The organism is Archaeoglobaceae archaeon (assembly GCA_038734275.1).
Taxonomy (GTDB): domain Archaea; phylum Halobacteriota; class Archaeoglobi; order Archaeoglobales; family Archaeoglobaceae; genus WYZ-LMO2.
On sequence record JAVYOO010000003.1, the window covers coordinates 64,946 to 81,833 of the forward strand.

Here is a 16,888-nt window from a genome sequence, read left to right on the forward strand (position 1 = left end):
TCATGGAGATTGTCTACTGGAAGGAGATCGGTAAAGATATTGCAAAACTCGAAGTAAAAAAGGAGAGCGTAAAATACAGAATAGCCCCCTTTGTTCAGTGGAAGGTTTTGGTCGCGGATGAAGGCATCCATGTAAAGAAAAGCGAACCAGTAATTTTAAAAATTAAGGATGTTAAAATTCCCGAAAACACGATACTCGCCCCCCTGTCCATCATGAGACACGCTCTTGGCACAACAATTGACGTCATCGAAAAGGGAATCTCGAGAGTAGAAGATGAGAAAACAATAACTCACTCAGTCTTTTTACCCGTTGAGGACGGTTTTATTGAGAAGGGGGATATAGTTGGCGTTCTAAAAGTCTTCTTTGTTAAGACTGGAATGATAGATCGCAGATTTGGTTTTTCAGCATCAGATATAAAAATCCGAGAAGAGATTGTGGATGCGAATCTTGTTTACAAGCAAAATGGTGAGATTAGAAGAGAAAAAATAAGAACCAGGTTTTTTGGATACTTCAAGAGCTATGTTGCAGAGTGGGAACCAATAATCTCTGCAGAAAACGTAGAAATAAAAAAGGGTATGCTGACCCGAATAAGAATTAAAGACATAACTCTTCAGCCAAACACCGTGGTAACTCCTTTGCACATAATGAGAAATGCCTACGGCACTGTTGTTGAAGTCGTGCAAGAAGGAAAGCTTTCAAAGGTTGAGGAAGATAAGAGGATAACCGAAGCTATCTTTCTTCCCATTAGAGATGGAAAGATACAGAAAGGAGACCTTCTCGGTGTTTTGAATATTTACTACACTGCAATTGGAGATTTCAAACCCAAGATGAGCCTTAGAGAGGAAAAGTTTGCGAGACTTGTATACGAAAAATCCGGGAGGATTATAAGGGATGGAATGTTAATAAAGCCCTTTGCTTATAGAAGGAAGCCAATTGCGAGATGGGAACCGCTAATAGCAAATGAAAATGTTTCCCTAAGAAAGGGAGAAGTTGCAGAAGTTGAAATTGAACCATTAAGACTGGAAGAGAATACGATAGTTTACCCGCTTTATATCATGAGACATGCTCTCGGAACGGTTGTTGACCTAATTGAAGCTAAACCTGCAAAGGTTGAAAGTCCCAAAATGATTAGAAAAGTTCTTTTCATGCCTGTTTTTGATGGAGAAATACGAAAAGGACAGCTGATAGGAGTTGTTAACGTTTACAATGTGGAAGTTGAATCCTATGAAGTTCTTAGCAAGTGGCTGAGCGAGTGGGTTGATGAAATGAAAAAAGCTGGAGGTGAAACATGAGGGCGGTCATCTTTACGAACAAAGACCTCGATCTTAGCGGGCTTGAGCTCAAAGAAGTTTACCTGATATTTGCAAAGGGAGTTAAAGGAAGTATTACGGTTTCTGAAATGAGTGAAACAATAGAGCTCGCACAGAGCAAATTACCGCTTATAAAGAAGGCAGAAAACATAGTTGAGAAACTTGAGAAGATTTATGACGTAATGGGGATGAGTGTAGTATTCAAGGATTATGAAGAAGAGATAGAAAGCGTTATGGATGCTTATAAGCCTGATTTATTGATTGCTGGCAGATCTATGCCTTTAACTCAGAATATATTGAGTTATGATTCCGCAATTCTCTTCTACCGCGAAAAAATTGCTTTTGACCGAATATTGTATGTCCACATTGAGAGTGGAAACGTTGATGCCGCTAAAAAGTGGATTGCGAAGGGAAGGGAAGTAATCGTAGTAGGAATTGTCGAGCCAATGCTACCGCCGGAAACCCATGCTAAGAGAATGAAAGAGTGCCAAGAAAGAATCAACAAAGAGATAAGTCAGATAACAGGAAATTCTATTATTAAAAAGTCGATTTTAATTGGAAATCTCGTTGAAGAAGTAAGAAGACTGGTAGAGGAGCTAAATCCAAGTCTTCTGATACTCAGCAAAAAAGCAGGAATAGAAAAAATAAGGGAGATTCTGGAGAAGGTAGAGAAAAACGTGATCTTTGTATGAGGTGAGGCTCGTGAAATTCGAAATCGTTAAAATCGAGGTTCCAAAGGATTGCAACGTCATACTTGGTTCAGCTCATTTTATCAAGACTGTTGAAGATCTATACGAGGCTCTTGTAAATTCAGTTCCTAATATAAAATTTGGATTAGCATTCTGCGAAGCTTCAGGGCACTGTCTTGTAAGGCATGAAGGCAACGATCCGGAGCTTAGGGAACTCGCAGCAAAGAAGGCCCTTGAACTCTCATGTGGACACAGCTTTATAATCTTCATTAGGAATGCATATCCAATAAACGTTCTCGGAAAGATAAAGGATGTGCCAGAGGTTTGCAGTATACATGCTGCAACTGCAAATCCCTTAGAAGTCATAGTAGTGGAGACCGAGCAGGGAAGAGGAATAATTGGTGTTGTTGATGGATTCAGGAGTAGGGGAATCGAGAAAGACGAGGACATAAAAGCAAGAAAGGAGTTCCTGAGGAAAATAGGCTACAAACTCTGATTCGTTTCTTTAACGATAGAATTATAATCCCTATTTTCTAATCAATTTGTGAGATCGATACTATTGATTCTAAGTCTGCTGGTTGTGAATGCAAGTGCTCTTGAGATTGCACTTGTTAATATACAGGGCGAAATCAATGAGGGGACGTATATTACACTCGAACACGCTTATCAATTTGCTAAATCAAGAGACATGGATCTAATATTGGTTGAAATCGACACTCCTGGTGGTCTGCTCTCTTCTACCCAAAAAATAGTTTCTCTTTTCATGAACAGCGAGATACCAATTGTTGTTTTTGTTAACAAGGGAGCGATGTGTGCTTCTGCGGGAACAGTAATACTTTTGTCTGCGCACATCGCAGCTGCAGCGAATGAGACTGCAATAGGAGCTGCAACTCCTGTTGGCATGGCTTCCCCTGCTGAAAACAAGACTATTAACTACATAGCAAGCTACGTTAAGAGTATAGCTAATGCAAGGGGGAGAAACGCAGAAGTTGCTGAACGCTTCGTGACAGAAGCCCTTAGTCTGGAAGCAAGAAAAGCCTATGAGCTTAAATTAATCGATGTTCTTGCAGAGAACAGAGAAGAACTCCTCAAGAAACTCGACGGGATAAAAGTGTCGCTAAACGGCAAAGAAATTGTTCTCGATACCAAGAGCTACAGAGTAGTTGAGGTTGAAAAACCTGCTCAGGCAAAGATCTATGAGTTGATCTCAAGCCCGCAAATCGCTCTGATTCTCCTATTACTCGGAATTTATCTCCTGATTTTTGGTTTAACCTCACCCGGCATGATGGCTGAAGTTTTGGGGGCGATAATGCTTATTCTGGTGTTTGCAGGACTGGGAGTTATCAACGTGAATTATGCAGGGCTATTTTTGATAATTCTCGGAATAATCTTCCTAATAGCGGAATTGATGACTCCAACGTATGGGGTTCTCGGAACCGCATCCGTAATATCCATAACTCTTGGTGCTTTAATGATTTTTGAAGAACCGATGATGCCAAAAGAGTTCTACGAGTTCTTTCCAAAATTTGCAATTGGTATTGGAATCGGAATAGGCACTTTCATGACTTTTGCACTTGTAAAAATTTTGAAAGTTAGAAGAAAGAGAAGCCAAGTTGGAGAAGTGGTTGGACTTAGAGGTGAAATCGTGGAGTTCAAGAACGGCAGAGGATTTGCAAAGGTTAGGGGGGAGATTTGGAGTGTTGAATCAAATGAGAAGCTCAAAAAAGGAGATGAAATAGTGGTTTTGGAAAGAGATGGATTGAAGTTGAAGGTGAGAAGAGTTGATAGAGCTGAGGATGGAGACCGAGAAGTGGCTGGAGAGGATAAAGAAGAGAGTTAGTTTGATAGAGGGAGATAAGAGATTCATAGAAAATATAAAAGCCTATATAAAAGACTCTGAATATTTTATGGAAAAGTTTGATTACATAAGAGCTTTTGAATGTGTTATTTGGGCTTGGGCGTGGCTGGAGATAGGAGTTGAAATCGGCAAGTTGTATGAGACTCGGACAGCACATGGTGGTGGATAAATCGCTGATACGCAGAATCGTTGATTACTCAGAGCTCAAAAGTGATGATCATGTCCTCGAAATAGGCTGTGGAACTGGAAATCTAACTTCTGAGCTTCTTAAACATTGCAAAGTTATCGGAATTGAGAAGGATGTAAAGTTCGTAAGAATGCTTGAAACTAAATTCGAAGATGAAATAAAATCGGGTAGATTCATTCTAATCCACGGGGATGCTTTAGAAGTGGAATTTCCATCGTTCACAAAAATTGTATCAAATATACCCTACCAGATCTCTTCTCCGCTTCTTTTCAAACTTTTCAAATACAGATTTGATTCTGCAGTTTTGATGCTTCAAAAAGAGTTTGCAGAGAGACTTTGCAGAGAAGATAGCAGACTCGGTGTAATATCAAAGGCCTACTGCAATCCAGAATTGCTTGAAATTGTTGGAAGAGATAGTTTTAAACCAAAACCAAAGGTCGAATCTGCGATAGTTAGGATTTTGCCCGTTCCAAAGATCAGAGTTCGTGATATAGAACTATTTGAGCACTTTGTGACTTTTGCCTTTTCTATGAGAAGAAAAAAACTCGGAAAAATTGCTAAGGAGTTTGAAAAAAGATTCGGCTTAAAAATTGAACTGGAAGCTTCTTTGGCTAACAGGAGGCCAGAAGAGATTGGAGCTGAAAAATTCGTGGAGATCGTCGATGGTATACGAACCAGCTGAGGACAGTGAGCTTTTACTGGAATCCGCTTTGAAAGAAGTAAAGTCGGAGGATGAAGTAATCGAAATAGGGGCTGGTAGCGGTTTTGTAGCAGAAAAACTGGTTGGAAAATGCAGATGGGTGGTAGTTACAGACATTTCGCCTTTTGCAGTTAAATTGCTTAAGAAGAAAGGATTGGACGTCGTAAGGACTGACATCGCTCAGGGAATCAAAAAGAAGTTTTCACTCGTTCTATTTAATCCTCCTTATCTGGAACTTGAAGATGAGCTGAAGCGTGATTTCTGGGAAGATTGCTCGATTAATGGTGGAAAGGGTGGGATTGAAGTTTTATGTCGATTTCTCGATACACTGCGTGATTTCATGGAGAAAGATGGTAGAGCGATAGTTGTGGTGTCTTCACTGAACATTCCAAAATTTTTCGAAGAGATTAAGCTTAGAGGATTTGATTACGAGATTTTAGCAGTAAAGAGACTTTTCTTTGAACAACTTTTCGCTATAAAGATCTTCGAACAAGAATCAGCTCCCAGACGTTCTCATTAATTTTTGATCCATCTTTTCGAGTTCTGTCGCCTTTTTCGACTATTACTATATCGCCGGGTTTTAAATCACCTTCAGGAGCTGAAACCACTTCGTAAATTCCATCTGAAACACATGACAGTCTCTTCACTTCTCTCTCGCAACCTCCACATCCGTGAGCTAAAACGGAATTCAATCTTCTCGCAACCTCATCGCTTAAATGGTGTTCGAGTTCACAGCCAAGCTTTTCTGCAACATCCTCATCCACTCCTATATATCTAAAGAAGCTTGAAGCTATTTGATAATTTTTTTTTATCCTTTCTGCTATCTCCTCACCGCTTTTCGTTAGTATTGCACCTCTATATGGGCTGTAATCTATGTATCCTCTTTCTTTGAGTTTTATCAACATTTCCGTCACACTTGACGGCCTAACCTTCAAAATTTTTGCAATATCCCCAGTCTTTGCAACCTTTCCCCTTCTCTGTATGTCATAGATGGCTTCAAGATACTCCTCCTCTCTTTCCACATAGAAAATTGAGTTTAAAATTAAAAGATGTTTCGGTCGTCGCCTAACGAGGAAAACTTAAATATTTTTGTCCTTGGGGTTTGGATATGTATTCGGAAGTCTTCAGTATAATTCGAAAGCACAATGAAATGATGAGAAATTCAATTCCGCTGATCGCAAGCGAAAATCTGACATCCCAGCTTGTAAGAAAGTGCTATATGTCAGACTTCGGGCACAGATACGCAGAGGGTAAGGTGGGGGAGAGATATTACGCTGGTTGCAAGTTCATCGATGAAATCGAGTCTCTTGCCATAGAACTCACAAAAAAGCTATTCGATGCTGAACACGTAAATGTTCAGCCGATCTCAGGTGTGGTGGCAAATCTTGCAGGCCTTTTTGCACTTACTAATCCAGATGACGTTGTTTTCAGCATCTCTGTTCCATGTGGGGGGCATATAAGTCATGACAAAATGTCCGCGGTTGGTCTAAGGGGTTTAAGGGTTGTCTACTACCCTTTCGACATAGAAAGTATGAACATAGATATTTCAGCAACCGAAAAGATGGCAAAAGAGGCAAAACCGAAGTTATTCATTCTTGGCTCAAGTCTTATACTATTTAGACAGCCAGTTAAGGAAATCGCAGAGATTGCTGAAAAAATTGGAGCAAGAGTGATGTTTGACGCAAGTCACGTTCTTGGTCTGATTGCTGGGAAAGTTTATCCTAACCCACTCAAAGAGGGGGCGGACTTGCTCACCGCTTCAACCCATAAAACGTTCTTTGGTCCTCAGCGAGGGCTTATAATGAGCAAAAAGGAAATTTCAAAAAAGGTAGATAGAGCTGTTTTCCCCGGAGTTGTAAGCAACCACCATCTACACTCCCTCGCTGGCTACGTTATTGCGGTCATGGAAATGCTTGAATTCGGCGAAGAATATGCAAGACAGATCGTTAGAAATGCCAAAGTTCTTGCGGAAACTTTGCACGAGCTTGGGTACAAAGTTCTTGGAGAGAAGCATGGCTTTACTGAAACGCATCAGGTTGCGGTAGATGTTCGTGCTTTGGGTGGCGGTGAAGCGGTTGCAAGAAAGCTTGAAACCGTTGGAATAATTTTAAACAAGAATCTCCTTCCATGGGATAGCTTGGAGCAGACTGCGAACCCTTCAGGAATTAGAATAGGTGTTCAGGAAGTAACAAGACTCGGGATGAAGGAGAGTGAAATGAAGGTGATCGCAGAATTCATAGATTCGACGCTAAAGGGTAAGAAAAGCGTTGAGAGTATAAGAAAAGAAATTTCAGAATTCAGAAGAGATTTTCAGACTGTTAAGTATACCTTTGAAGAGTGCGATGCATATTCCGATTTATGCTGAGAGAAATAAATCCGGTTTTGTTTGAGAGGCTTTCGAGGATTGATGGCTCAAAAGAATTTTTTGAATATCTCGAAAAGCCTTTAAGAAAGAGCCTAAGGATAAACACCCTTAAGGCTGATTTGGATTTTGTTTTAAATAGACTTTCAGATTTAATAGAAGAGAAGATTCCGTGGTGCAAAGAGGGGGTTTATGTTAAAACCGAAGATCTTGCTTCAATTCCTGAGCACCAGCTTGGAGTTGTTTTTTCGCAATCCGCAGTCTCGATGATTCCTCCACTTTTGATGGATCTCAAGCCCGGGATGATTGTTCTTGATCTCTGTGCATCTCCTGGAGCGAAGACAACACAAATAGCACAATATATGGCGAACGAAGGCTGCATTATTGCGAACGACGTTAAACTTGACAGGATAAACATGCTTGTATCAAATCTACAGAAATGCGGGGTTTTAATAGCAAGGGTAACGATGATGGATGGCAGAAAGTTCGCAAAATTTGAGAAAAAATTCGATGCTGTGCTCGTTGATGCACCTTGCAGTAATCTCGGAATGATAAGGAAGAACTTCACGCACGCAAAGGGATGGAGTCTGAAGAAAAGCCTTGATTTGTCAAAACTGCAGAAGGAGCTGATTATGGCGGGCTACAGAGCTCTAAAACCGGGTGGCATTCTCGTTTACTCAACCTGCACGTTCGAGCCCTTGGAGAATGAGGAAGTCGTTGATTATCTATTGAGGAACACGGAAGCAAAAATAGAGGAGATAAAACTTCCAATAAACGCAATAGGCGGTTTTACTGAGTTTGATGGCAAAGAATACCTTCACGAGGTGAGAAAATGTCTTCGAATTCATCCGCAGATGAACGACACAGAAGGATTTTTTGTAGCGAAACTGACGAAGTGAAGAAGCTTTTGAAAGAGCAGTTCGATGCAGAAGTAGATCTGAAGTTCATCATTAGTGGGAAGAGAAGAGTTTACGCTTACAAGGACTTTGATTGTCCTCTGAGAGGTAAAAGCAGGGGAATTTACTTTGGGAAAATTGAGAAGCAGGGGCTAAGGCTTTCAATTGAAGGTAGCTTTATAGTTGGTAGAGTTGCCAAAAAAGGTATAGTTGAGTTGAATGAAGAGCAAGCTTTGAAATGGTTAAGTGGTGAGGACATCGAAGCAAAGTTTGAGGGTTTCTGCATTCTTAAGTGGGGTCAATACTTTCTTGGCAGTGGAAAGGGAAATGGCAAGATTATCAAGAATTATGTGCCAAAGGATAGAAGATTGAAAATTTACCAATCCGAATGTTAAAATTATGCTCCGGCCGGGATTTGAACCCGGGGCTCAGGCTCGAAAGGCCTGGATGTTTGACCGGGCTACACCACCGGAGCTTATATCTTCGCTATGTATAGATTTAAATCTCTTTCGCTGAAGACTTCCTAAGGCTTAAGGCGAAAAAGTTTTAAATGGATAATCGGATTTATTACATGGCAAAGTGTGGAGCGGGAAAGAAGAAGGCAGAGAAGAAGGAAGAAAAGACCACTGAAAAAGAGAAAAAGACAAAAAAGTAAGTTAACATTTTTATTTTTTAGTATCCGAATTTCGATCTCATAGAAACACTTATTAATGCCATGCCAGGGGTTTTATATGGCTCTCAAGATCATAATAAAGGGCAAAGTTCACGGAGTTGGCTACAGGGTAAAGCTCATAAATATGGCTTTAGAATACGGAATTGACAGATTTGCAGTTTTTAACACATTTACGAATGGTAAAGAAGCAGTTATGATTTTGGTTGACGCTCCTGAAGAGATTTTAGAGCTTTTAAAGGAAAGAATAAAGGCTGAAAAACCCGAAAAGGCAATTGTTGAGTCCGTAGAATTTCTGGAATGTCGCTTTAGCGTTCCGCCGATTGAGAGAAGTATGCAGGCATTTCAGATCGAGCACTGGGGTAAGGCAATTCCTATAATGCTCAACATGCTTGAAAAACAGGATTTGATGCTTGAAAAGCAGGACAAAATGCTTGAAAAACAGGATCTGATGCTCGAAAAAATGGATCTGATGCTCGAAAAGCAAGATTTGATGCTTGAGAAGCAAGACAAGATGCTCGAAAAACAGGATCTGGTGATCAACAAGCTTGATGAGACAAAACAAGAGCTTGGGAGTAAGATCGATCAAACAAGGGAAGATCTAGCTGAACGACTTGACGAAACAAATGCCAAGCTTGAGCTTCTCCGCTCAGATCTCAGAGATTACCTTGAAAAAACATGAAAGAGCTGAATGCAAGGATCTTAAGGATCGAAGAGGCTTTGAGGAAAGCGGGGCTGATGTAAAGCTTCTAAACCTTACCTGAATCTAATAGTTCATGTTTAAAACCACAAGATTTATTAACCGAGTTAGCAAAAGTCAAGGTAAAAAATTTTCACCTATGGGGCTCATAGCGAAAAATTTATATACAGCTCATAACTACAATAATAATGACGAAGGAGGTGATAAGATGAGAAAGGATGAGAAAGGCGTCTCGCCAGTTATTGGCGTGATCCTGATGGTGGCAATAACAGTGATACTCGCGGCAGTGATAGCGAGTTTCGTGTTTGGCTTGAGCGGAACCGTGAAGCCAACAAAGACTCCAAGCGTTCAGGCAAAGAGAATCGATCAGAGCACGATTGAGTTTACACTCTACGATCTTGGAGGAGCCATGAGTGTAGGTAATTGTAGTATTAAATATGGAGGAACGGACGCAACACTCGATTCAAGTGATTTCACTGGAGTTGGATCGCAGATTCAATGCACTGACTGCGGTCCCGGATTGAAATCGCTGATACTCACATGCGATGTCGATGCAGCACCGCAGATCATACTGAACACGAACATGTAAAGGTTTTTTATTTTTTATCGTTATTATTATTTTTGGAAACGCCATAAATTATTTATATGGGTGATACATAAAAACTGCATGGAAGAGATCGGAACAATACTGATGGTGGCAATTGTTGTTGTGATTGCTGGGGTAGTTGTGTCCTATTTTTACGGCTTTCCGTCTGCAATTCCGCAGACAAAGGTTCCCAACATCCAGATAAAAAGAACTGGATACACTGTTGTCGAGTTCACACTTTACGACCTTGGCGGGGCACAGAGAGTGCACGACTGCACTGTGAAGTATGGAGGAGAAGATAAACAAGTCGTGCCCACAGACAGCTTTGAGGGTGTTGGCAGTCAGCTATACTGCAATGATTGTGGTCCCGGTTCTAAATCGCTTGTTTTCGTTTGCAAAGTTGATGATAAGGGACAAGTGGTTTTGAACGCCTTTATCTGAAGCATGAACCTAAAAGTCTCAATGCTTATAATTGCATTTTTATTTGTGCTTTTTACCTTTTCGAGATCAATCTACCCGCTAAAACACACAGAAGTTGAATTAGAGTTTTTCAATCAAACCAATAACTGTTCTCCAGAAGTCCATGTAAAGATCAGGCAATTGGGCATCGAAAACGTGATTTCAAGCTGTGTTATATCAAAAGAACCATTAAATGCTAACTGCACAGCAAAAAGGCTTCTTTCAGATGTCAAACTTGATTCTGTTTGCATCGATACTGAAAATGCAATATGGTTATTATCGCTATACGGAAAGCAGACGTGGTTCAGCGTAGTTCAGATCGAACTTAGAAACGAGACTCTGAGGGTTTAAAATGAAGCATTTGTTAATCATTTCTTTTACTCTGATAGCCTTTTTGAGCAACCACTACTTTCTTAACGATGAAGTTGTGGTAGCCCTTCAGGTTCAGAGCATAGAATCCAACTTCTCTCTGGCTACAGATAAGCTCATAATTTATCAAGCTATTCCCGGCTTTGAATTTAACGGAAACGTATATGCCCCGTTTACGTATCTACTTCCGATTTTTGCATATCCAATAAACAAGTTTCTGCTTTTCTTGAACTATTTCGGATATCCAGATCTGATTTTAGCCTTAATAGCCCCAGCGGGATTCCTTTTTTTATCATTAGAATACAGAAAGCTTAGAATTCCTGCAATCGCCTTCTTTTTACTGAATTTAATTCTTTTTAAACCCATCTATAGATTTGAAGACTGGAGTGCAGTATACTCTGTAAAATTTTTAAACATCGTATTCATAACAATTGCCACAATAATTTTATACAAGATTCTGAGAGAAAAAGTTGATGAAAAAGTTGCCACATCTGGAGCTTTTCTCTTCGTATTCGCAACTCCGATAGCATACTGGACTATTTCAGCCAAGGCTCATGCCCTATCATTGCTAATGGTAGTTTTATCTGCTTACTGCATCGATCTTTATTGTAAGTCAAATAAAGCACGCTATGTGTTTTTATCGTCGGTGATCGCTGGTCTCAGCGTTTCAATACGTTCTATCGATGGTATTGCGATATTTATGTCAATTTTGATCTTTATACTAATCTACCAGAAATCAAGGGTTCCATACTCAATTGCCGGTTTTTCGGTTGGTTATATTCCATGTGCAATTTTCGGCTACGCTGTTTTTGGTATCCCTTTGCCTGTTGAAATCATCGGAAATCTCTTTTCAGAACAGAAATTTGTGAGAAGCTCGAATATTCTGGATTTAATCCCGATGATACCGCTAATCCTCTTTGGAATAAACTTCAAAACTCTTGGAATGATGAATTTTTCGCCAATTCTTGCTATTTTGATATTGCCAACCTATCGAGCGATCAAGAGCAAGCGGATCTCACTTTCAAGCTTCGAAAAGTTTCTGCTTGTATTTGGGTTTGTATTCTTTGTGTTATACCTGCCTTTTATAAGTTCCGGCGTGATAGACACAAAAGTCAGGGATTATCGCTTTTACCTACCACTATATTTTCCGCTAATCTATATAATCTCAACAAAAATCAGACCAGAAATCGATTTCTCAGTGCTTATAACCACTATCTTCTGTTATTCAGCTGTCACTTCCGTTCTGGTTTCAATATTTCGGGACTACATTTCCTACATAATATACGTTTATTTTGGAGTCTCTTGTTTTTTAATCCTCGTTTTCATTCTTTATGAGAAGTTTGGGAAATCGAAACCTGAAGTTATACCTCTGGCAATTCTTCCAGTGGTTTTCATGATATCAGACCAGTTGAATGGATACTTCGGTCCTTACGACGTTCACTTCATTTTACCGGTTTTGGATCGCTTTTCAGAATTATTATTCTGGATCAGGGTTATTTTACTCTTAGGCTAAGGATAAGGTTAAAATTTAAGCTGGAAAATTTTCAACTTATTTTTTCTGCTCTCTACCTTCCTGATCTACCTCCCCTTCCTAAGCGATGGCGTTGTCAAAACAGGAGTTCGTGACTACTGATTTTTGCTCCCGATCTACATTCCAGTTGCCTATTTTCTTGCAAAGGCTAAATTCGAAATAGAGCTTCGCTCACTGCCAATTATCGCTCTCTGCTTTGCAATTCCCGCAATTCTGCTCGTTTCTCTTTTAAATATCCACGAATTGCTAAGCTTTGCTTATCTTGCAGTCTCTACCGCATTGGCTTTGACTTTCCTTCTCGCGGAGAAATTCAAAAACAAAGCAGAGATCTGCTCTTTGTCGATTCTTCCAATCATTTTCATTGTTTCAGACGTCACCAAAGCCTACTTCAGCCCATACGACATCCACTTTCTCAATCCACTGCTTGACAGATTCGTTGAGCTTCTTCTCTGGCTTAAAGGATAATATTTATCAATAGCTGAGAAATCTAATCCCAATCCTGAATAGCCTTAGTCTAAAGAGATAAATCGGATTTTGGCGAATTGGAAATCTGAGCTAAAATATTGTTTAAAGTTAAAAATTCTCCAAATTGAACAAATTACTTTTCCATTTTTGCTAAATTGAATTGGTGGAGCTAAAAAGAAAACGCGTGCTGTGCTACATGCGTATGCAAGCGTAAGCTTGCTACGCTGTATGCACATGCGAACGCCAATTTTTGATGGCTAAAGTTTTTCAGTCAAAGAGAATAGAAATCGAGTTATAAACCGCGTGCTACGAAGTGAGGAACTCGCAGAGAGCCACGAAGGAGCGAACGCCAAATTCGTAATTTCCTACCCTTTAGACTTAACCCAAGAAAGAATAAAAAGTTAAGCGAAACCTATTTCTATTTTCAAAGCAAACTAAATCTATGCCTAAAATAATTGAAGCAATCTACGAAGACGGAGTATTCAAACCATTGGAGAAGGTTGAGCTAAAGGATGGTGAGAAAGCAAAAATCATCTTAGGTTCCATAGCGGAAAGAACATTTGGCATTCTCAAGGCAAGCGAAGAAGATATAGAGAGAGCATTAGAGGAATTAGAAAATGAATGGGGTTTTTGTTGATACGAATGTGCTGATTAGACATCTCTCAGGAGACAAAAGAGCTAAAAAAGTTGTTGAGAAGGTTGAAATGGGTGAAATAGACGGCTATATAAATCAAGTGGTTGTTTCCGAGCTCATACATGTGTATTTGAGGTTATTTACCGGAAGAAATTCGGCTTATCTTAAAAAGAATCCAGAAGTGATAAAGGCTGTAAACTTGGAACCAGTTTATGATCTTTTGAATATTTTCAATGAGTTGAGTTCTTCGGAAATTATTTCAAGGGTTTCAAAGGAGCTCATTATGAAGTATGGGCTTCTTCCAAACGACGCTTTAATAGCTGCAACCTGCAGGCATTATGGAATCAGGAAAATAGCCACCTTCGACGAGGATTTTAAAAGAGTAGATTTCCTCGAGGTTTTGGAGCTTTAATTTCTTTAGCTCGACCCATCAATGAACTCTTGCAATTCCTAAGTTTCTCTTTTTAATCGCTCAGCGAAGGCTGAAAAGTTAAGCGAAACCTATTTCTATTTTCAAAGCAAACTAAATCTATGCCAAAAATCATCGAAGCGATCTACGAAGACGGAGTGTTCAAGCCACTGGAGAAGGTTGATTTGAAGGAAGGGGAAAGAGTTAAAATAAGGATTGGAAATGTCGTAGAAAGAACAAAAGGGATAATCAAAGGGTGTGATGTGGATAAAATAATAAAGGAGGTTGAAAATGGAAGTTTTCTTTGATTCAAATGTTTTTCTGCACCATTTAGCCAACACTCGTGAAGTTGCGAGCAAATTGCTTGAAGACGTTGAAAACGGCAAGATTACTGGATTTATCAACGACGTAGTAGTTTCTGAGGTCATTTATGGATATCTGCGTGCCTTAACGAATTTAAAGCCTCATCAGCTTCAATCAAAACTATGCAAAATTGATTTCGATCTCAGCCCCATTAAGGACTTGCTCAGTTTGTTTCGAGTTCTTTCCTGCAGTTTCGGTGTGGAAGTTGCTGAAATCGTCGAGAAATACAAGCTGCTCCCGAATGACGCCTTAATCGCTGCGACTTGCAAGCATTATGGGATAAAAAAGATCGCTACTTTCGACGAAGACTTCAAGAGGGTAGATTTCCTCGAGGTTTTGGAGCTTTAGAATTTATTTTCATTAATCCACGTGCTACGAAGTGAGCAATCTGAAGGATAGCGAAGCGGCGAACGCAACTTCTTGTAATTCTATCCTTTAGACCACCCAGAAAGAATGAAAAGTTAAGCGAAACCTATTTCTATTCTTAAAACAAACTAAATCTATGCCTAAAATAATCGAAGCAATTTACGAAAACGGAGTATTCAAGCCATTGGAGAAGGTTGACTTGAAGAATGGAGAGAAGGTGAAGCTAAAGATAAGTAAAGGTGTAGCCAGAAAAGTAGCGGGGATTTTAAAAGCTACAGATGAAGAAGTAAAAAAAGCGTTCGAAATGGTTGAGCATAAGAGTATTTATTGACTCGAACGTAATAATAGATCTTCTGAGGGGAAAGGATAAAGTTGTGAACTTTTTTGAGCTAATAGATTCTGAAGAGATCGTTGGTTTTACAAACAAGATCGTATTTTTGGAAACAATTCATGTGTATTTGATACTCAAAACCGGAAAAGGTCCAAAAGAGCTAAGAAAAAACCGCGGATTTATCAAAGAGGTTTCACTCTCCCCGATACTGGAAGTCTTTGAAATCATGGAGATCCTTCCAATCGATTCAATTTCGAACGAGGAAATTTCCAGAATTGTAAATATTTACGGTTTACTTCCCAACGACGCTTTAATAGCTGCAACTTGCGAGCATTATGGAATAAGGAAAATAGCTACCTTCGACGAGGATTTTAAAAGAGTAGATTTCCTCGAGGTTTTAGAACTTTGAGTTATTGCATGCTACAAGGTAGTGAAGACCAAATTCTACTATTCGTTTAAGTAAGCTCAACGAAGTTTAGAATTTCAAAGTTTAGAAGACAAACCAATCGAAATCTATTTCTATTCTTAAAGCAAACTAAATTCATGCCAAAAATAATTGAAGCGATCTACGAAGATGGAGTGTTCAAGCCATTGGAAAAGGTGGAATTGAAGGAAGGCGAGAAGGTGAAGGTTATAGCTGGAGATTTGGTTGGAAGGCTAAAAAGATATAGAACAAAGGTAGATAAGGACTTGGTTTTAGAATTTATTTCAGAGAGAAGATGAAACTAACGATCGATACTTCGGTTTTTGCGGATTTCATCCTTGAATTCGACGAGAAAAGAACCAAAAAAGCTGAAAAGATACTTGAAATAGCCAAGGAAATTTTAAATCCAAAGTTGTTCAAAGTCGAGCTGGCATGTATTCTTGCAAGAAGATTTCATTCAGAGAAGGTCGAAAAGATAATTTCTGAAATTCTATATGAGATAGCATTATTCGACAATCCCGATGAAATCGCTTATCAAATAGCGCTGAATACTGGCTGTAGAGCAATCGACGCTTACTTCATCGCAACTGCAAAGCTAACAAATTCAATTCTCATCACGAACGACAGAATCATGGCGCAGAATGCTAAAAAGTATGGAATTGAAGCTTATTATTTGCTAGAAGAATTCGATAAGGCGATTGAAAGGATTTCCGGGTTTAAAAGCTTATAAAATCGAGAATTGAAGCAATTTTTCCCTATAACGAACTATTTTGAGCTAATCCGCGCTAAGAAATGAGCAATCCAAGAAGTTGCAGAGTAGCGAACGCCAATTTATTTTTTCTGTTTGCTATAATGCTCTAACAGAAGCAAAAATTTCAATCGAAACTTATTTCTATTTCCAAAGCTAACCAAATCTATGCCTAAAATAATTGAAGCTATCTACGAAGATGGAGTATTCAAGCCATTGGAGAAAGTTGATTTGAGAAGGGGGCAGAGGATAAAGATTGTAATTCATGGAGATAAGAAGGAGATTATAAGAAAATACAGAGGTCTGCTTGGAAGGGCTGATGCTGGAGAGTTGAAAAATTACGAGGAGGAAGCGATCCTTTGATAATCGACACAAATATTTTCTACAATTTTCTATTTGAAACGGATTTAACAGACAGAGCTGAAAAAGTCTTTGAAACTGAAGAACCGTTGTTCATAACTTTCACCATTTGGAACGAGACCACTTATATTATTTCAAGGAAAATCGCAGAAAAGAAATTTGGTATAAGATCCTACACGAACTTCAGAGAGTTGATAGCAAAACAAGGCTACGGTTAATGCAAAAAAGAGCTCGGAGATTTCGAAAAGCTCATACAGGAGTTTGAAATTGCTATCCTAAAGGACTATCAAAACATTTCAGAATTGCAGGAGCTAATGGATCGCTATCGATTACTGCCTAATGACGCTTTAATCGCTGCGACATGCAAGCATTACGGAATAAGGAAAATAGCAACCTTCGACGAAGACTTCAAGAAGGTTGATTTCCTCGAGGTTTTAGAGCTTTAAATTCTTTAGCTCCAGTTTAATATTA

Annotated in this window: 26 protein-coding genes, 1 tRNA gene and 1 pseudogene; 26 read left to right on the forward strand and 2 right to left on the reverse strand. The window is 39.3% G+C overall.

Annotated elements, in window-relative coordinates; all coding sequences use genetic code 11:
* The first annotated feature begins 2 nt into the window (after window positions 1-2).
* Genes QXI54_05000 through QXI54_05030 form a run of 7 tightly spaced genes read left to right on the forward strand, consistent with a single transcriptional unit; the run spans window position 3 to window position 5,264 of the window.
* Window positions 3-1,292 (forward strand): DUF22 domain-containing protein, encoded by a 1,290-nt coding sequence (locus QXI54_05000; protein ID MEM0302509.1) that lies wholly within the window; start codon window positions 3-5, stop codon window positions 1,290-1,292.
* The gene (locus QXI54_05005; protein ID MEM0302510.1) at window positions 1,289-2,002 is read left to right on the forward strand and encodes a hypothetical protein; all 714 of its coding nucleotides are present in this window, start codon (window positions 1,289-1,291) and stop codon (window positions 2,000-2,002) included. The genes QXI54_05000 and QXI54_05005 overlap by 4 nt, the downstream gene beginning before the upstream one ends.
* Before the next feature lie 10 nt (window positions 2,003-2,012).
* Window positions 2,013-2,495: an adenosine-specific kinase gene (locus tag QXI54_05010; protein ID MEM0302511.1), complete on the forward strand. Its 483-nt coding sequence runs from the start codon at window positions 2,013-2,015 to the stop codon at window positions 2,493-2,495.
* A gap of 48 nt (window positions 2,496-2,543) precedes the next feature.
* Window positions 2,544-3,839, forward strand: coding sequence for a nodulation protein NfeD (locus tag QXI54_05015; protein ID MEM0302512.1), 1,296 nt, complete (start codon window positions 2,544-2,546; stop codon window positions 3,837-3,839).
* A complete protein-coding gene (locus QXI54_05020; GenBank protein ID MEM0302513.1) occupies window positions 3,796-4,026 on the forward strand; it encodes a DUF357 domain-containing protein in 231 nt (76 codons plus the stop codon). The genes QXI54_05015 and QXI54_05020 overlap by 44 nt, the downstream gene beginning before the upstream one ends.
* Window positions 3,995-4,726, forward strand: a complete 732-nt coding sequence (gene rsmA, locus QXI54_05025) for a 16S rRNA (adenine(1518)-N(6)/adenine(1519)-N(6))-dimethyltransferase RsmA (protein MEM0302514.1) — start codon at window positions 3,995-3,997, stop codon at window positions 4,724-4,726. Before QXI54_05020 ends, rsmA begins: the two co-directional genes overlap by 32 nt.
* Window positions 4,707-5,264 carry a methyltransferase gene (locus tag QXI54_05030; protein ID MEM0302515.1) on the forward strand — a complete coding sequence of 186 codons (558 nt, stop codon included), beginning with the start codon at window positions 4,707-4,709 and terminating at the stop codon, window positions 5,262-5,264. Before rsmA ends, QXI54_05030 begins: the two co-directional genes overlap by 20 nt.
* Here QXI54_05030 and QXI54_05035 read toward each other — a convergent pair.
* A complete protein-coding gene (locus tag QXI54_05035; GenBank protein ID MEM0302516.1) occupies window positions 5,218-5,766 on the reverse strand; it encodes a metal-dependent transcriptional regulator in 549 nt (182 codons plus the stop codon). The genes QXI54_05030 and QXI54_05035 overlap by 47 nt on opposite strands.
* 86 nt (window positions 5,767-5,852) lie before the next feature.
* Here QXI54_05035 and glyA point away from each other — a divergent pair, with 86 nt between their 5' ends.
* From glyA to QXI54_05050, 3 genes are read left to right on the forward strand one after another with little or no spacing between them, the layout of a single operon-like run.
* Entirely contained in the window at window positions 5,853-7,109 is a 1,257-nt protein-coding gene (gene glyA, locus QXI54_05040) for a serine hydroxymethyltransferase (GenBank protein MEM0302517.1), read from the forward strand.
* A complete protein-coding gene (locus tag QXI54_05045; protein ID MEM0302518.1) occupies window positions 7,103-8,005 on the forward strand; it encodes an NOL1/NOP2/sun family putative RNA methylase in 903 nt (300 codons plus the stop codon). Before glyA ends, QXI54_05045 begins: the two co-directional genes overlap by 7 nt.
* On the forward strand, window positions 8,002-8,397 hold the full coding sequence (locus QXI54_05050) for a hypothetical protein (GenBank protein ID MEM0302519.1): 396 nt from the start codon (window positions 8,002-8,004) through the stop codon (window positions 8,395-8,397). The genes QXI54_05045 and QXI54_05050 overlap by 4 nt, the downstream gene beginning before the upstream one ends.
* A gap of 5 nt (window positions 8,398-8,402) precedes the next feature.
* Here the strand turns inward: QXI54_05050 and QXI54_05055 are convergent.
* A tRNA-Glu gene (locus QXI54_05055) sits at window positions 8,403-8,477 on the reverse strand.
* A gap of 256 nt (window positions 8,478-8,733) precedes the next feature.
* Between QXI54_05055 and QXI54_05060 the strand changes: the two genes are divergently transcribed.
* The 16 genes and pseudogenes from QXI54_05060 (at window position 8,734) to QXI54_05135 (ending at window position 16,863) form a co-directional block, all read left to right on the forward strand.
* Window positions 8,734-9,354 carry an acylphosphatase gene (locus QXI54_05060; GenBank protein MEM0302520.1) on the forward strand — a complete coding sequence of 207 codons (621 nt, stop codon included), beginning with the start codon at window positions 8,734-8,736 and terminating at the stop codon, window positions 9,352-9,354.
* 226 nt (window positions 9,355-9,580) lie between these two features.
* Complete coding sequence (locus tag QXI54_05065; GenBank protein ID MEM0302521.1) at window positions 9,581-9,961, forward strand: type IV pilin N-terminal domain-containing protein; 381 nt, start codon at window positions 9,581-9,583, stop codon at window positions 9,959-9,961.
* A 78-nt stretch (window positions 9,962-10,039) separates the two neighbouring features.
* Entirely contained in the window at window positions 10,040-10,399 is a 360-nt protein-coding gene (locus QXI54_05070; protein ID MEM0302522.1) for a type IV pilin, read from the forward strand.
* Between the two features lie 45 nt (window positions 10,400-10,444).
* Window positions 10,445-10,768 carry a hypothetical protein gene (locus tag QXI54_05075; protein MEM0302523.1) on the forward strand — a complete coding sequence of 108 codons (324 nt, stop codon included), beginning with the start codon at window positions 10,445-10,447 and terminating at the stop codon, window positions 10,766-10,768.
* 1 nt (window position 10,769) lies between these two features.
* Window positions 10,770-12,299 carry a glycosyltransferase family 39 protein gene (locus tag QXI54_05080; protein ID MEM0302524.1) on the forward strand — a complete coding sequence of 510 codons (1,530 nt, stop codon included), beginning with the start codon at window positions 10,770-10,772 and terminating at the stop codon, window positions 12,297-12,299.
* 123 nt (window positions 12,300-12,422) lie between these two features.
* Window positions 12,423-12,782 carry a hypothetical protein gene (locus tag QXI54_05085; protein ID MEM0302525.1) on the forward strand — a complete coding sequence of 120 codons (360 nt, stop codon included), beginning with the start codon at window positions 12,423-12,425 and terminating at the stop codon, window positions 12,780-12,782.
* Between the two features lie 442 nt (window positions 12,783-13,224).
* Entirely contained in the window at window positions 13,225-13,419 is a 195-nt protein-coding gene (locus tag QXI54_05090) for an antitoxin family protein (GenBank protein MEM0302526.1), read from the forward strand.
* Window positions 13,400-13,828 carry a type II toxin-antitoxin system VapC family toxin gene (locus QXI54_05095; GenBank protein ID MEM0302527.1) on the forward strand — a complete coding sequence of 143 codons (429 nt, stop codon included), beginning with the start codon at window positions 13,400-13,402 and terminating at the stop codon, window positions 13,826-13,828. The genes QXI54_05090 and QXI54_05095 overlap by 20 nt, the downstream gene beginning before the upstream one ends.
* 119 nt (window positions 13,829-13,947) lie before the next feature.
* Window positions 13,948-14,133 carry an antitoxin family protein gene (locus QXI54_05100; GenBank protein MEM0302528.1) on the forward strand — a complete coding sequence of 62 codons (186 nt, stop codon included), beginning with the start codon at window positions 13,948-13,950 and terminating at the stop codon, window positions 14,131-14,133.
* A complete protein-coding gene (locus tag QXI54_05105; protein MEM0302529.1) occupies window positions 14,117-14,536 on the forward strand; it encodes a type II toxin-antitoxin system VapC family toxin in 420 nt (139 codons plus the stop codon). Before QXI54_05100 ends, QXI54_05105 begins: the two co-directional genes overlap by 17 nt.
* Before the next feature lie 154 nt (window positions 14,537-14,690).
* Complete coding sequence (locus tag QXI54_05110) at window positions 14,691-14,885, forward strand: antitoxin family protein (GenBank protein MEM0302530.1); 195 nt, start codon at window positions 14,691-14,693, stop codon at window positions 14,883-14,885.
* The gene (locus QXI54_05115; protein MEM0302531.1) at window positions 14,863-15,294 is read left to right on the forward strand and encodes a type II toxin-antitoxin system VapC family toxin; all 432 of its coding nucleotides are present in this window, start codon (window positions 14,863-14,865) and stop codon (window positions 15,292-15,294) included. Before QXI54_05110 ends, QXI54_05115 begins: the two co-directional genes overlap by 23 nt.
* A gap of 134 nt (window positions 15,295-15,428) precedes the next feature.
* The gene (locus QXI54_05120; GenBank protein ID MEM0302532.1) at window positions 15,429-15,608 is read left to right on the forward strand and encodes an antitoxin family protein; all 180 of its coding nucleotides are present in this window, start codon (window positions 15,429-15,431) and stop codon (window positions 15,606-15,608) included.
* On the forward strand, window positions 15,605-16,039 hold the full coding sequence (locus tag QXI54_05125) for a type II toxin-antitoxin system VapC family toxin (protein ID MEM0302533.1): 435 nt from the start codon (window positions 15,605-15,607) through the stop codon (window positions 16,037-16,039). Before QXI54_05120 ends, QXI54_05125 begins: the two co-directional genes overlap by 4 nt.
* Window positions 16,040-16,225: 186 nt before the next feature.
* Entirely contained in the window at window positions 16,226-16,420 is a 195-nt protein-coding gene (locus QXI54_05130; protein MEM0302534.1) for an antitoxin family protein, read from the forward strand.
* Window positions 16,417-16,863, forward strand: a pseudogene (locus QXI54_05135) (PIN domain-containing protein). The gene QXI54_05130 and the pseudogene QXI54_05135 overlap by 4 nt, the downstream one beginning before the upstream one ends.
* Window positions 16,864-16,888 lie beyond the last annotated feature (25 nt).

Excerpts from the sequence above, each read along its gene's own strand:
- QXI54_05080 (MEM0302524.1), top strand. The coding sequence starts at position 10,770 with ATGAAGCATTTGTTAATCATTTCTTTTACTCTGATAGCCTTTTTGAGC.
- QXI54_05110 (MEM0302530.1), top strand. The coding sequence starts at position 14,691 with ATGCCTAAAATAATCGAAGCAATTTACGAAAACGGAGTATTCAAGCCA.
- QXI54_05120 (MEM0302532.1), top strand. The coding sequence starts at position 15,429 with ATGCCAAAAATAATTGAAGCGATCTACGAAGATGGAGTGTTCAAGCCA.
- glyA (MEM0302517.1), top strand. The coding sequence starts at position 5,853 with ATGTATTCGGAAGTCTTCAGTATAATTCGAAAGCACAATGAAATGATG.
- QXI54_05045 (MEM0302518.1), top strand. The coding sequence starts at position 7,103 with ATGCTGAGAGAAATAAATCCGGTTTTGTTTGAGAGGCTTTCGAGGATT.
- QXI54_05030 (MEM0302515.1), top strand. The coding sequence starts at position 4,707 with ATGGTATACGAACCAGCTGAGGACAGTGAGCTTTTACTGGAATCCGCT.
- QXI54_05090 (MEM0302526.1), top strand. The coding sequence starts at position 13,225 with ATGCCTAAAATAATTGAAGCAATCTACGAAGACGGAGTATTCAAACCA.
- QXI54_05125 (MEM0302533.1), top strand. The coding sequence starts at position 15,605 with ATGAAACTAACGATCGATACTTCGGTTTTTGCGGATTTCATCCTTGAA.
- QXI54_05105 (MEM0302529.1), top strand. The coding sequence starts at position 14,117 with ATGGAAGTTTTCTTTGATTCAAATGTTTTTCTGCACCATTTAGCCAAC.
- QXI54_05020 (MEM0302513.1), top strand. The coding sequence starts at position 3,796 with ATGGAGACCGAGAAGTGGCTGGAGAGGATAAAGAAGAGAGTTAGTTTG.
- QXI54_05065 (MEM0302521.1), top strand. The coding sequence starts at position 9,581 with ATGAGAAAGGATGAGAAAGGCGTCTCGCCAGTTATTGGCGTGATCCTG.
- QXI54_05070 (MEM0302522.1), top strand. The coding sequence starts at position 10,040 with ATGGAAGAGATCGGAACAATACTGATGGTGGCAATTGTTGTTGTGATT.
- rsmA (MEM0302514.1), top strand. The coding sequence starts at position 3,995 with ATGAGACTCGGACAGCACATGGTGGTGGATAAATCGCTGATACGCAGA.
- QXI54_05060 (MEM0302520.1), top strand. The coding sequence starts at position 8,734 with ATGGCTCTCAAGATCATAATAAAGGGCAAAGTTCACGGAGTTGGCTAC.
- QXI54_05000 (MEM0302509.1), top strand. The coding sequence starts at position 3 with ATGGAGATTGTCTACTGGAAGGAGATCGGTAAAGATATTGCAAAACTC.
- QXI54_05100 (MEM0302528.1), top strand. The coding sequence starts at position 13,948 with ATGCCAAAAATCATCGAAGCGATCTACGAAGACGGAGTGTTCAAGCCA.
- QXI54_05095 (MEM0302527.1), top strand. The coding sequence starts at position 13,400 with ATGAATGGGGTTTTTGTTGATACGAATGTGCTGATTAGACATCTCTCA.
- QXI54_05130 (MEM0302534.1), top strand. The coding sequence starts at position 16,226 with ATGCCTAAAATAATTGAAGCTATCTACGAAGATGGAGTATTCAAGCCA.
- QXI54_05005 (MEM0302510.1), top strand. The coding sequence starts at position 1,289 with ATGAGGGCGGTCATCTTTACGAACAAAGACCTCGATCTTAGCGGGCTT.